Here is a 13963-nt window from a genome sequence, read left to right on the forward strand (position 1 = left end):
CGACACAATGAGTCTGCCTATATTACGCCGTGAACCCCACTTTGTCGCCCACCCGATTTAATGCGTTTTTGACGCGCTGACGCCCAGCCAGTCGAGGATCCCCTGCGCGGCATGTCGCCCTTCCGCCATGGCGGTGACCACTAAATCCGCGCCGCGTACGGCGTCACCGCCTGCGAAAATTTGCGGGTTAGAGGTCTGATAGCGATAGCGGCTCTCCACCGAGGCAATAATTCGCCCCCAGTTATCCGTCTCAACGCCCTGCGCCTGCAGCCACGGCATCTCGTGCGGATTGAAACCAAATGCCATGATCACCGCATCCGCAGGCATCACAAACTCGCTGCCCGCTATCGGCACCGGCCGACGACGCCCCTGCGCATCCGCTTCGCCGAGTTCGGTACGCAGCATACGAAGGCCATTGACCTGCCCGTCTGGTGCCAGGGTTAACTCCACGGGCTGAACGTTAAATTCAAACGCGGCGCCCTCTTCCTTCGCATTCTTCACCTCTTTTTTCGAGCCCGGCATATTGGCTTCATCCCGGCGGTAGGCACAGGTTACCTTCGCCGCACCGTGACGTAACGCGGTGCGGACACAGTCCATGGCGGTATCGCCCCCGCCGAGCACTACCACGTTCAGCCCCCGGGTATCGATAAATGGCGCTTTGGTTGTCGCCTCAAGCCCCATCACGTGGCGGGTGTTTGCCACCAGGAAAGGTAACGCGTCATAGACGCCGGGCGCATCTTCATGCGCAATACCCGCTTTCATGGAACGATAGGTTCCCACGCCAATAAACAGGGCGTCGTATTCGCGTTGCAGCTGTGACATCGGCACATCCTGTCCGACGTCGCAGTTCAGAACGAACTGGATCCCCATGGCCGTGAATATCTCCCTGCGCCGTGCGAGCAGCGATTTATCGAGCTTAAAGGCCGGGATACCAAACGTCAGCAAGCCGCCAATCTCCGGATGCCGGTCATAGACCGTGACGCTCACGCCGCTGCGCGCCAGCACGTCGGCACAGGCAAGCCCCGCGGGCCCCGCGCCGATCACCGCCACTCGTTTATCAACCGGCGTCACGCCGCTCAGATCCGGCTTCCAGCCCATCGCCAGCGCCTGGTCAGAGATATAACGCTCGATGTTGCCAATGGTCACCGCGCCAGAGACATCACGCACGGTGCAGGCGCTTTCACATAATCGGTCCTGCGGGCAGACGCGGCCGGTAATTTCAGGTAAACAGTTGGTCTGGTGCGAAAGCTCAACCGCCCCGGCGATATCCCCCGCTTTAACGCGTTCAATCCACTGGGGGATATGGTTATGCAACGGACAGGTCCATTCACAAATGCTGTGTTCGCCGCACTTCAGGCAGCGCGACGCCTCACGCGAGGCCTGCTCTGCCCGAAACGGCAGGTAGATCTCCTGAAAATGGCTGACACGTGCATTCGCGGCGAGTTTATCCGGCTCCCCGCGTGGCGGTGTGTTTCTCATCTGCTCAAGCCGGGTACGCGGCAGGTCTGGTCTGACCGCCTCGTCGTGCCAGGGCTGCGCGTCCTGACAGGCGGTGCGCTGGCGGCGGGTTTTCGCAAGGTGATTCAGCACGGCGGGCGTCGCCAGGGTAAGCACCTGTGCCGGACAATTTTCGATGCAGGCCGGGCCCTGTGGGCGCGTGTGGCAAAGATCGCATTTATGCGCCGAGGCTTTTACGTTGCCCTTGTCGAGAGGCGTAACAACGATCTCCATCGTGCCGAACGGACAGGCGACCACGCAGGCTTTACAGCCAATGCATTTTTGTTGATTCACCTGTACGCTGTCATCGCATTTGCTGATGGCCCCGTTCGGGCAGCTCTGCGCGCAGGGCGCGTTTTCGCAATGGTGACAGGTTACAGGCGTGCTCTTCGCGCCGGATTTCAGGACAGAAATGCGGGGATGAAAATGGCGCTCGCTCAGCACATGTTGTTCATCGTTGTGCGCCATCACGCAGGCCACTTCGCAGGCACGACACCCTATACACTGCTGGCTGTTGGCCATAATAAAACGATTCATAACGACACCTGTTTTTGGTTCAATAACCTTATTCTTTATAGGAATAGTGTATTTACCCACGGCGGCGCTATCAGGCAATGTACAAATGCCCAGGAAGCCGAACTATCTCCAGTGAACCTGTGGCAGATCAATTTTTTTCAGGAAGCTGTTCTGTGACCGTTAAACGACCCGTTTCCGGAAGCCTGGCCCGGGCTTTCATTTCCATTATTGTGCTGTCCGTTCTGACCAGCACCGTTGCGCTGTTGACGCTCGCTAGCAGCCAGCGCGACGCAGAAGCCATTAACATTGCTGGTTCACTGCGAATGCAGAGTTATCGTCTGGGTTATGAGATGCAGCGCAACAGCGACGCTCTTGCGGCGCACCGCGAAAACTGGCAGCAGACGCTGGGCGCCCCTGCGCTACAAAAGCTGAACCGCTGGTACGTGCCGGACGATGTTAAAGCGCGCTATCAGCAGCTGCATCTGGCGTGGCAGGAGATGGATAACCGCATCGCTCGCGGCGATATCGGGTGGTATCAGGCCCACATTGAAGACTTTGTCGGCCGGATTGACGCCTTTGTGCTCGCCCTTCAGCACTACACCGAACATAAAATCCGCGCGGTGATCCTCATCTCCCTGGCGGGCGGGACAGGCATTCTGTTACTGACGATCTTCACCCTGCGACGCATCCGCCGCCAGGTGGTGTTACCGCTGAATAATCTGGTGGCGGCCAGCGAGCGCATTGAGCGGGGGCAATTCGATACGCCTGCACCGGATACCGCGCTGCCGAACGAGCTGGGTCAGTTATCCCGGGCGTTCAATCATATGTCGGGGGAATTGCACACGCTTTATCGCTCGCTTGAACACTCCGTGGCGGAAAAGACGCGGCATTTGAATGAGGCGCACCAGCAGCTGGAGATGCTGTTTAAATGTTCTCAGGCACTGAATACCGGCCAGATAGACAGCCACTGTTTCCGGCATATTTTGCAGATAGTGCATGAGTACACGCAGATGAACTACCTGGAGTTGCGCACCAGCGACGACTGGCGGCTCAGCGAAGGTACAGAGTCGCATGAAATCCCCCTGCAAACGCTACCCGTGCTGATGCAGGATACCCTGTACGGTGAATTGCGCTGGCAAAGCGAGACGGGCAACGTTCCCCTGCCGCTGATGAAAAGCGTGGCGACGATGCTCGGGCGCGGGCTTTACTTCAACCAGGCGCAAAAGCACTACCAGCAGCTGCTGCTGATGGAAGAGCGCGCGACGATCGCCCGCGAGCTGCATGATTCGCTGGCGCAGGTGCTGTCCTATTTACGGATCCAGCTGGCGCTGCTTAAACGCGCCATCCCGCAGGAAAATGCCCCGGCGCAGACCATCATCACCGACTTTTCCCGCGAGCTTAACAACGCCTGGCATCAGCTGCGCGAGCTGCTTACCACCTTCCGCCTGACGCTTAACCACACCAACCTGCCCGCAGCCCTACAGGAGTCACTGGACGGGTTACAGAGCCAGACGCAGGCGAAGCTGCACCTCGACTGCCGTCTCTCCTCGCTGGCGCTGGACGCCCAGAAACAGGTGCATTTACTGCAAATCGTGCGTGAAGCGGTGTTGAATGCAATTAAACACGCTCAGGCCAGCGAAATCACCGTCAGTTGCGTGACGTCTGCTGACGGCACCCACAGCGTCAGCATCCGCGATAACGGTATCGGGATTGGCGAGGCCAGCGAGCCGCCAGGACATTACGGGCTCAATATTATGCGCGAACGCGCGGAGCGACTCGGTGGAACGCTGCACTTTTCCCGGCCACAAAACGGCGGGACGCTGGTGAGCGTGACCTTCCCGACAGGCGGTACCGACAGGTAAATTACGGTAAAAGGAGAGGCGCAGAGAAAAGCGCATGATAATTTACACTATCTCCTTTATTTCTCCACGTTTGGTCTTCGTCTTGCCGCTAAAGTGATGCGGGCAATAAACAATAATGACGTGCAGCAAAACGAGGTCTCTTTTTCATGGCGAATTTTTTTATCGATCGCCCCATTTTTGCCTGGGTACTTGCCATTCTGTTGTGTCTGACAGGTGTCCTGGCCATTACTTCACTTCCTGTTGAGCAATATCCCGACCTGGCACCGCCAAACGTGCGCGTTACGGCAAACTACCCCGGTGCTTCAGCACAAACGCTGGAAAATACCGTCACGCAGGTTATCGAGCAGAACATGACGGGTCTGGATAACCTGATGTACATGTCCTCGCAGAGTAGCGCCACCGGCCAGGCGACCGTCACCCTGAGCTTCACCGCCGGTACGGACCCGGACGAAGCCGTGCAGCAGGTGCAAAACCAGCTGCAGTCGGCGATGCGTAAACTGCCTCAGGCGGTGCAGAATCAGGGGGTTACCGTGCGCAAAACCGGTGACACCAACATCCTGACTATTGCGTTTGTTTCTACCGACGGCTCCATGGATAAGCAGGACATTGCGGACTACGTCGCCAGTAATATTCAGGATCCCCTCAGCCGTATTAACGGCGTCGGTGATATCGACGCTTACGGCTCTCAGTATTCCATGCGTATCTGGCTTGATCCGAACAAGCTGAACAGCTTCCAGATGACGGCCACCGACGTGACGGATGCCATTAAATCCCAGAACGCCCAGATTGCCGTGGGGCAACTTGGGGGAACGCCTTCCGTCGATAAGCAAGCGTTGAATGCCACCATTAACTCACAGTCGCTGCTTCAGACCCCGGAGCAGTTTCGCAACATTACCCTGAGGGTCAATCAGGATGGCTCGGAGGTCCGCCTGGGCGACGTTGCCACGGTGGAAATGGGGGCTGAGAAATATGATTATCTCAGCCGCTTTAACGGTAATCCGGCCTCCGGTCTGGGGGTTAAACTGGCCTCGGGTGCCAATGAAATGGCCACCGCGCAACTGGTGCTGGATCGTCTGGATGAGCTGTCGCACTATTTTCCCCACGGGCTGGAATACAAAGTCGCCTACGAAACCACCTCCTTCGTTAAAGCCTCTATTGAAGATGTGGTGAAAACGCTGCTGGAAGCGATCGCGCTGGTCTTCCTGGTCATGTATCTGTTCCTGCAAAACTTCCGCGCAACGCTGATCCCGACCATTGCCGTTCCGGTGGTGCTGCTGGGTACCTTCGCGGTGCTTTACGCGTTTGGTTACAGCATCAACACCCTGACGATGTTTGCGATGGTGCTGGCGATTGGCCTGCTGGTGGACGATGCCATCGTGGTGGTCGAAAACGTCGAGCGCATCATGAGCGAGGAAGGTCTTTCCCCGCGCCAGGCCACGCGTAAATCGATGGGACAAATTCAGGGGGCGCTGGTCGGCATCGCGATGGTGCTCTCGGCGGTCTTTATCCCGATGGCGTTTTTCGGCGGCACAACCGGCGCCATTTATCGTCAGTTCTCAATCACCATCGTTTCCGCAATGGTGCTGTCGGTGCTGGTGGCGTTGATCCTCACGCCAGCCCTCTGCGCCACCCTCCTCAAACCGTTGCACAAAGGGGAACAGCACGGTCAGAAAGGCTTCTTTGGCTGGTTTAACCGCATGTTCAACCGCAGTGCCGCGCGTTATGAATCCGCCATCGGCAAGGTGCTGCACCGCAGCCTGCGCTGGATGATGATTTACGTTGTTCTGTTGGGCGGTATGGTGTGGCTGTTCCTGCATCTGCCTACCTCTTTCCTGCCGCAGGAAGACCGGGGGATGTTCATCACTTCATTGCAGCTCCCGAGCGGGTCAACGCAGCAGCAAACGCTGAAAGTGGTTCAGAAGGTGGAGCAGTACTTCTTCACCAAAGAGAAAGATAACGTGGTGTCGGTCTTCTCCACCGTCGGCTCCGGCCCGGGCGGGAACGGGCAGAACGTTGCGCGTATGTTTGTGCGCCTGAAAGACTGGGACGCGCGCGATACGAAAACGGGTACCTCGTTTGCCATTATCGAACGCGCGACCAAAGCCTTCTCCCGTATCAAAGAGGCTCGCGTTTTTGCCAGCAGTCCCCCGGCCATCAGCGGTCTCGGCAGTTCTGCCGGGTTTGACATGGAGTTGCAGGACCATGCCGGTGCGGGCCACACGGCGCTGATGGCGGCGCGCGACAAGCTGTTAGAGCTGGCCGGTAAAGATCCGGGGCTGACCCGCGTTCGTCACAATGGTCTGGATGACAGCCCGCAACTGCAGGTGGATATTGATCAGCGTAAGGCGCAGGCGCTGGGCGTTTCCATCGACGACATCAACGACACCCTGCAAACGGCGTGGGGTTCAAGCTATGTGAATGACTTTATGGATCGCGGTCGCGTTAAAAAAGTGTATGTGCAATCCGCCGCGCCATACCGCATGCTGCCGGACGATATTAACCGCTGGTATGTCCGCAACAATGCGGGCGGCATGGTGCCGTTCTCCGCCTTCGCCTCCTCGCACTGGGAGAGCGGTTCTCCGCGTCTGGAGCGCTATAACGGCTATTCCGCCGTTGAGATCGTCGGTGAAGCCGCGCCGGGCGTCAGTACCGGTACGGCGATGGACACCATGGAAAAGCTGGTGCAACAGCTGCCCGCTGGCTTTGGTCTGCAGTGGACGGCCATGTCTTATCAGGAGCGGCTCTCCGGGGCGCAGGCTCCCGCGCTTTACGCGCTTTCGCTGCTGGTGGTCTTCCTCTGTCTTGCGGCGCTGTATGAAAGCTGGTCAGTCCCGTTCTCGGTCATGCTGGTGGTGCCGCTTGGCGTGATCGGCGCGCTGCTCGCCACCTGGATGCGCGGTCTGGAGAACGACGTTTACTTCCAGGTGGGGCTGCTCACCGTGATTGGGTTGTCGGCGAAAAACGCCATCCTGATTGTTGAGTTTGCCAATGAGATGAATGCCAAAGGCCATGAGCTGATGGCTTCCACGCTGCATGCCTGCCGTCAGCGCTTGCGTCCGATCCTGATGACCTCGCTGGCGTTTGTCTTCGGGGTGTTACCGATGGCAACCAGCTCAGGTGCAGGCTCCAGCAGCCAGCATGCGGTAGGTACAGGCGTCATGGGAGGAATGATTTCAGCCACGATCCTGGCCATTTATTTTGTGCCGCTGTTCTTCGTGCTGGTGCGTCGCCGCTTCCCGCTCAAGGAACGGCCTGAATAAGATAGTGAAAATAAAAAAGGCGGCTCAGTAGGCCGCCTTTTTACTGTGCGATTAATTCACACTATGGTTATTTTACTTATTTAAGTGCTCTTGCAATTCTTACTGAATGTCATTTACGAAGCATGCCTTCGATAAAATCTTTCCAGTTCCCCAGTTCACGTTCAATCATAACAACCTCTCTTATTATTATGCGCATTCTACGAAAACGTATCATCATTGTGAAGACAATTTAACCGATTGCTGTGATTGTACCCCGTCTGCGCGCTGGATTTATGATAAATATGAACGGAGAACCTTAAATTTTGTGTGACGGCCAGCAATATTTTGAAATAACCCTACCCACGGGTGAGTTTTATTTTACCCGCTGAGTTTACAGGCAATTTATACCTGATGGACATCTATGCTTAAATGATGAAAGAATATTCAGCGTACAGGTGTGAGTTGAATTAACAAGAGGTGTTAATCCAGAGCGTTTCTGAATGTGTTATATTCCGCTTAAGGATATATCTTCGAATTTACTGAACATTTAATGGTCATAAGAACAAAAGGATTCAACATGGTTGTCATGTACGGCATTAAAAATTGTGACACGATCAAAAAAGCCCGCCGCTGGCTCGAAGCTAACAATGTCGAGTACCGCTTCCACGATTACCGTGCCGATGGGCTTGATGCAGAATTTCTGCATACCGCCATTAACGAACTGGGGTGGGAAGCGCTGCTGAACACCCGCGGCACGACCTGGCGCAAGCTGGACGAATCACTGCGTGCCAGCATCAAGGATGCCAACAGCGCAGCAAATCTGATGCTTGAAATGCCAGCAATCATCAAACGCCCATTGCTCTGCGCGCCCGGGCAGCCTATGCTGCTGGGTTTCAGTGAAACCCTTTATTCCGACTTTTTTCGTTGAGGTGTAGTTTATGTCATGCCCGGTCATTGAGCTGACTCAGCAGCTTATTCGCCGTCCTTCCCTTAGCCCGGACGACGCAGGTTGTCAGGCATTAATGATTGAGCGCCTGCGTGCCATCGGTTTTACCGTGGAGCGTATGGATTTTGGCGACACCCAGAATTTCTGGGCGTGGCGTGGCCAGGGCGAAACGCTGGCCTTTGCCGGGCATACCGACGTGGTTCCCGCAGGTGATGCGGACCGCTGGATCAACCCTCCGTTTGAACCCACCATCCGCGATGGCATGCTGTTTGGCCGCGGCGCCGCAGATATGAAAGGCTCCCTGGCGGCAATGGTTGTGGCGGCAGAGCGCTTTGTCGCCCAGCACCCAAACCATAAAAACCGTCTCGCGTTTCTCATTACCTCTGATGAAGAAGCCAGCGCCCATAACGGCACCGTCAAGGTGGTTGAGGCCCTGATGGCCCGCAACGAGCGTCTGGACTACTGTCTGGTCGGCGAGCCGTCCAGTACCGAGGTGGTGGGCGATGTGGTGAAAAATGGCCGCCGCGGCTCGTTAACCTGTAACCTGACCCTTCACGGCGTACAGGGACATGTGGCGTACCCGCATCTGGCCGATAACCCTGTTCACCGCGCAGCGCCAATGCTGAGTGAACTGGTGAGCATTGAGTGGGACAAAGGCAATGAGTTCTTCCCGCCAACCAGCATGCAGATTGCGAACGTGAAGGCCGGAACCGGCAGCAACAACGTGATCCCGGGGGATTTCTTCGTTCAGTTTAACTTCCGTTTCAGCACGGAACTGACCGATGAGATGATCAAAGCGCGCGTTATCGCCCTGCTGGAAAAATATCAGCTGCGTTACACCGTGGACTGGTGGCTTTCCGGCCAGCCGTTCCTGACGCAGCGCGGTAAACTGGTGGATGCGGTGGTGAACGCCATCGAGCACTATAATGAAATTAAGCCACAACTGCTGACGACGGGTGGCACCTCAGACGGACGCTTTATCGCCCGCATGGGAGCTCAGGTTGTCGAACTGGGACCAGTGAACGCGACCATTCATAAAATCAATGAGTGCGTCAATGCCGCAGATTTGCAACTGCTGGCCCGTATGTATCAACGTATTATGGAGCAAATCGTCGCCTGACGAGCGCTCTGAGAGGAATAGCGAATGGATTGGCTTGCAAAGTACTGGTGGATTCTGGTGTTAGTGTTTCTGGTAGGCGTATTGCTTAACGTGATTAAAGATCTTAAGCGCGTTGACCATAAAAAATTCCTCGCCAACAAGCCGGATCTTCCGCCTCATCGTGATTTTAACGACAAGTGGGATGACGACGACGACTGGCCGAAGAAAGACCAGAAGAAGTAATTCGCACTCCCTCTCCCCGTTGGGGAGAGGGAATGTTTCACTCATAAAAATTCAACAATATCATCATCGTCCGGCTTACCCCCGCTGAGCGCTTCATCAAAGTAGTGCTTCGGTACGGTATAACGCAGATGGTCAAGCGCAAACTGCATGCTGCGATCGTCAATCGCGTGGCCAAGATCGTCAACAATATCCAGCGTCACATCCCCGCCTTCCCGGATCAGGGCTTCCTGTGCCGCTACGGCGTGCGAAAGCTCAATCACCCGGTCTTCGCCACCGTGGATCAAGTGGATCGTCGTCTGCGTGGTTGCGCTCGTCGGCAGCGTCGCGAAACGGCCGTTAAAGGCAATCACGCGCGAAGCCAGACCCGGCTCTGCTTTCACGCTCTCCAGCGACATGATTGACCCCTGTGAAAAGCCAATCAGCGCGGTCGCGTCGGCACCAACGCCGCTCTGCTGCTGCCAGTAACGCACGGTTTCGATAAAGACCGGCATAATGGCATCAATGCGCGCCTGACGGTTCTCTTCCGTCACGCCCTGAACGGAGAACCACTGCCGTCCGTCAGGGCCACACGGCTCCACGCCGCCGATACTGACAATCAGCGCCTCAGGAAAAACAGGTGCAAACCAGCGACCTATCTCTCCCATATTGACGGCGTTATCGCCAACGCCATGAAACAGCAGCAGTAACTGTTTAGCCGGTTTGTCGGGGCTTTGAACAACAAAATGATCGTGTTTCATGGCGGTCTCCTTAATTGATGACCTGGATTCTACGCCTTGCGGGGGGAATGACCATGCCACTTTACTGAAGAAGTCATTGAAAAAATTGCCATTGCAATATGTCGCTTTTGAGCTGCTGGCTGCGTGCATTATCAAGACATTCAAGGGCCTGCGCCGTTTCAGCGCGTAATCTTGCCAGCACCGCTTTTCGCCCGGTGAGCGACAGCTCAGCACTGAGCGCGGCGTCCTCTCTTCGCGCCTCAATTTTACCGCGCAGGGCCGGAAGCGGCAGATCCACGGCGAGCAGCAAACGCGTCAACGCGGCAACGGACGTAGCAAAGGGCCGGTGTGCAAAGGCAAAGCCTGCCAGCTCCAGCCAGTCGTCACTATTAAGGGTAGCTTCCCACTCATCTGCCACCGGGATCTTTTCGCCATTCCACAATGATAAGACACGCGCATCGCGATGCAGGCGCAGCCGGGCCTGTTCACACAGACGATGCCCCGCCTCACTTTGCGGCAATAACGCCATTGCGGTATAGCAGCCGCTGCTGGCTTCGCGGTGGCTGCCCATCCGTACCAGCACAAAGCCGCACCGCTGCCAGAAATGCCACAGCGCGTCGGTAAAGCCAAAACTTACCGAGAGATAATCCTCCCCGCAGGCCTCGCGGATAAGCGCCCGGCCGATCCCTTCCCGTTGCCGGTGAGGGTGAACAGCGATGCGCGTGACCCGTCGACCTTTCAGCGTTGCTGCCAGAGGCGTGCCGCCATGCGCGGCCAGAGACTGCGCGACAAGGTTACCGCGCGGACGGCGAAAACCCGCCCATACTGCGCGACTTAGCGCCGGGCTTAACCCGCCTTCGTCTACCAGCCACAACGCGCCCGCGATGACCGGATCCGTTTGCGCGACGGCAACGTGCTGACCGGGGGCGTCCATCATACGGCGCAGATCCAGCGGCGAGGTACGGTAATGGGCCGCACAAAGCAGCTCGTAGACACTCGCGGCGAGTGCAGGCGTGTGCTCCCATGCATCGGGGGCCAGAGAGGTCAGTTGCACCTCTCCTTTCGGCTGCTGGTCGATGAGCGTGTCGTCAAACAGCAGTGCGCTGGCGACTACCCGCTCAAGCGGACATCCCACAGCCCAGCGAACGGGGGTGGATAAGGTATAACGCTGCAGGGCGCTGAACTGCGCGCAGAATTTAAGCAAAAACCCTCTTCCGGTTCCTTCATACCCTTGTACCGTCGTGGTTAACAGTGCCCGTGGAAAGCGCGCAACCAGCTTCTCCAGCACAGGGCCGGGTATGGCCGCCGCCTCATCGACAATCAGCCAGTCGGCATGGTGTGAGGAGGCCAGCAGCGCATCCGGTGCCATAAAGTGAAAATGTTCACCCGCAAACCGTGCGATGACCTCCGTTGCCCCCTTTGCCGGTGCGGTGACAACTGCTCTGCCCTCAATGCTGTTCAGCAGCATGCCGGCAAGCGCCGACTTTCCCCGCCCGCGCGGGGCGGTAACAGCCGCAACGCCTTTCGGCATTGCACGAAGTGCCTGCAGGATCTCCTCCTGCTCGCGCTGGGGCGCGCCGTTAGCGGGTTGCCAGTCAGGGGCATCAGGAAACGGAGGAAGGGTTAACGGCTGGTTTTGCTGCCAGACAATTGCATCGGGATCGCGGGTAATCGTCTGGCAAAAGTGACGAATGAAATTCGGCGTGGGAATGGGTTCTGCGCTGTCGCTCCAGCGCAGGGAATCGCGGTCGGGCGTGTCTGCCCACACCGCAAGCGGGGGAGCCAACAGCACCAGCAGGCTCCCGGCACGCAGCGTTCCGCTCAGGGCGGCAAAGGCTGAGACATCAAACCCGTCGCGGGCATCAAAAACAGCGTGCCGGAACTCGCGCCCCAGCAGCCCGCCTGTCTCCCGGGAAGGGTTTTCATCCAGCCACACCCAATCCCCGGAAAGCGTATCACGCAGCGCCCCAGCCTGCGCCAGGGACCACTGCGCATCACCGCTGAGCACCACCAGCCGACGCTGGCCGGTGCGCTCAAGCTGGCTAATCAGTTGGTCAAACGCCACCATTACATGGCTTTACCGAAGGTGTTGCACTGCGCCGGGTCACCGCTGTCAAAACCGCGTTTAAACCAGGTGTAACGTTGTTCTGACGTCCCATGAGTGAAGCTGTCCGGCACCACACGGCCCTGACTCTGCTGCTGGAGACGGTCGTCACCGATGGCCTCAGCGGCATTTAACGCCTCTTCCAGGTCGCCTGACTCCAGCACGCCCTGCTTCTGCATGCTGTTACCCCAGACGCCCGCGAAGCAGTCCGCCTGCAGCTCCATGCGCACGGAAAGGCGATTGACCTCCGCCTGCGAGGCGTTTTGCTGAAGCTGGCGAACCTTAGGTTCAATGCCCAGCAATTTTTGCACGTGATGCCCCACTTCATGCGCAATCACGTAGCCCTGAGCAAAATCACCGTCGGCACCGAGTTTGCGTTTCATGTCATCATAAAAAGAGAGATCGATATAGACGGTGCTGTCTGCCGGGCAGTAGAACGGCCCCATCACCGACTGTCCGGTGCCGCAGCCGGTGCGGGTCGCACCACGGTACATCACCAGCTTCGGCGGCTGGTAGCTGCGCCCCATTTTCTCAAACTGCTGGCTCCACGTGTCTTCAGTGGTCGCGAGAATAACGGAGGTAAATTTGGCCGCTTCATCTTCATTTGGGTTGATGGAGCGCTGAGATTGCTGCTGTTGCTGCAGCGGCTGACCGGTCATTAACCCGGTGAGATCGACTCCGTAATAACCCGCAACCAGCACCACAATCAGCAGAATGATTCCGCCTTTTCCGCTGGGTAAACGGAAGCCGGGGCCACCCATGGAAGGGCCGCCACCGCTATCACCACGTCTGTCTTCTACATTGTCACTTTCACGACGCCCTTGCCAGCGCATAACTACCTCGAACTATTCCATTAATAATAGCTATGATCGTAGGCGGTTAACGGCAAGATTACCATAGGAAACAAAGGTAAGACGCCAAAGGATATGAACATCCTTTGGCGATGAGGGAGTTAGTCGAGCTTAACGCCTAAACGGTGAGCAACGGCTTCGTACGCTTCAATCAGGCCACCCAGGCTCTGACGGAAACGGTCTTTATCCATTTTATCCAGCGTTTCTTTGTCCCACAGACGGCTGCCGTCCGGTGAGAACTCGTCGCCCAGTACCACTTCGCCTTTGAACAGACCAAACTCCAGCTTGAAGTCGACGAGGATCAGGCCAGCATCATCAAACAGTTTTTTCAGCACATCGTTGGCTTTGTAGGTCAGCTCTTTCATGCGCGCCAGGTTCTCTTTATTCACCCAGCCGAAGGTTTCGCAGTAGGAGTCATTGACCATCGGATCGTGCATGGCGTCGTTTTTCAGGAACAGATCGAACAGCGGTGGATTCAGCTCGATACCTTCCTCAATGCCCAGACGCTTCACCAGGGAGCCCGCGGCACGGTTACGAATGACGCACTCAACCGGAACCATATCCAGTTTTTTCACCAGACATTCCGTATCGGACAGCAACGCTTCCATCTGAGTCGGGATACCCGCTTCGGCCAGTTTGGTCATAATGAAGTGGTTGAACTTGTTGTTCACCATGCCTTTACGATCGAACTGCTCAATGCGTGCGCCATCCCCTGCTGACGTATCATTGCGGAACTCGAGCACCAACAGATCCGGGTTTTCCGTGCTGTATACGGTCTTCGCTTTGCCACGATACAACTCAGCTTGCTTCTGCATCTTGATTACTCCTGGTGTGATGATTTGTGTTCAAAACTGGGGATATTATGCCACGCACACGTTTGCGTAGCACGA

11 protein-coding genes are annotated in these 13963 nt (G+C 56.8%); 5 read left to right on the plus strand and 6 right to left on the minus strand.

The window, feature by feature from the left end:
* Positions 1-57: 57 nt before the first annotated feature.
* Positions 58-2034 carry a formate-dependent uric acid utilization protein AegA gene (gene aegA / locus EKN38_RS01750; RefSeq protein ID WP_126521603.1) on the minus strand — a complete coding sequence of 659 codons (1977 nt, stop codon included), beginning with the start codon at positions 2032-2034 and terminating at the stop codon, positions 58-60.
* A gap of 152 nt (positions 2035-2186) precedes the next feature.
* On the opposite strand from aegA, the gene narQ reads away from it, so the two are divergent.
* Together narQ and acrD are read left to right on the plus strand one after the other, a co-directional pair.
* Positions 2187-3875 carry a nitrate/nitrite two-component system sensor histidine kinase NarQ gene (narQ, locus tag EKN38_RS01760; RefSeq protein ID WP_014832851.1) on the plus strand — a complete coding sequence of 563 codons (1689 nt, stop codon included), beginning with the start codon at positions 2187-2189 and terminating at the stop codon, positions 3873-3875.
* Positions 3876-4021: 146 nt separating this feature from the next.
* A complete protein-coding gene (acrD, locus tag EKN38_RS01765; RefSeq protein ID WP_126521605.1) occupies positions 4022-7135 on the plus strand; it encodes a multidrug efflux RND transporter permease AcrD in 3114 nt (1037 codons plus the stop codon).
* A gap of 109 nt (positions 7136-7244) precedes the next feature.
* Here acrD and ypfM read toward each other — a convergent pair whose 3' ends face one another.
* A complete protein-coding gene (gene ypfM, locus EKN38_RS01770; protein WP_015572204.1) occupies positions 7245-7304 on the minus strand; it encodes a protein YpfM in 60 nt (19 codons plus the stop codon).
* A 387-nt stretch (positions 7305-7691) separates the two neighbouring features.
* Here ypfM and EKN38_RS01775 point away from each other — a divergent pair, with 387 nt between their 5' ends.
* Genes EKN38_RS01775 through EKN38_RS01785 form a run of 3 tightly spaced genes read left to right on the plus strand, consistent with a single transcriptional unit; the run spans position 7692 to position 9402 of the window.
* Positions 7692-8042 carry an ArsC family reductase gene (locus EKN38_RS01775; RefSeq protein WP_013098220.1) on the plus strand — a complete coding sequence of 117 codons (351 nt, stop codon included), beginning with the start codon at positions 7692-7694 and terminating at the stop codon, positions 8040-8042.
* Between the two features lie 10 nt (positions 8043-8052).
* Positions 8053-9180 carry a succinyl-diaminopimelate desuccinylase gene (dapE, locus tag EKN38_RS01780; protein WP_046888235.1) on the plus strand — a complete coding sequence of 376 codons (1128 nt, stop codon included), beginning with the start codon at positions 8053-8055 and terminating at the stop codon, positions 9178-9180.
* Positions 9181-9204: 24 nt separating this feature from the next.
* Entirely contained in the window at positions 9205-9402 is a 198-nt protein-coding gene (locus tag EKN38_RS01785; RefSeq protein WP_013098222.1) for a YpfN family protein, read from the plus strand.
* A 41-nt stretch (positions 9403-9443) separates the two neighbouring features.
* Here the strand turns inward: EKN38_RS01785 and ypfH are convergent, their stop codons facing one another.
* The 4 genes from ypfH to purC all read right to left on the minus strand — a co-directional run bounded on the left by ypfH (position 9444) and on the right by purC (position 13888).
* Positions 9444-10139, minus strand: coding sequence for an esterase (ypfH, locus tag EKN38_RS01790; RefSeq protein WP_014832854.1), 696 nt, complete (start codon positions 10137-10139; stop codon positions 9444-9446).
* A gap of 73 nt (positions 10140-10212) precedes the next feature.
* Positions 10213-12186 carry a tRNA(Met) cytidine acetyltransferase TmcA gene (locus tag EKN38_RS01795; RefSeq protein ID WP_014832855.1) on the minus strand — a complete coding sequence of 658 codons (1974 nt, stop codon included), beginning with the start codon at positions 12184-12186 and terminating at the stop codon, positions 10213-10215.
* Positions 12186-13055 carry a neutral zinc metallopeptidase gene (locus EKN38_RS01800; RefSeq protein WP_014832856.1) on the minus strand — a complete coding sequence of 290 codons (870 nt, stop codon included), beginning with the start codon at positions 13053-13055 and terminating at the stop codon, positions 12186-12188. Before EKN38_RS01800 ends, EKN38_RS01795 begins: the two co-directional genes overlap by 1 nt.
* Before the next feature lie 119 nt (positions 13056-13174).
* Positions 13175-13888 (minus strand): phosphoribosylaminoimidazolesuccinocarboxamide synthase, encoded by a 714-nt coding sequence (purC, locus tag EKN38_RS01805; protein WP_008501631.1) that lies wholly within the window; start codon positions 13886-13888, stop codon positions 13175-13177.
* Positions 13889-13963: the final 75 nt, after the last annotated feature.

The organism is Enterobacter sp. WCHEn045836, assembly GCF_003965585.1.
GTDB lineage: Bacteria > Pseudomonadota > Gammaproteobacteria > Enterobacterales > Enterobacteriaceae > Enterobacter > Enterobacter dissolvens.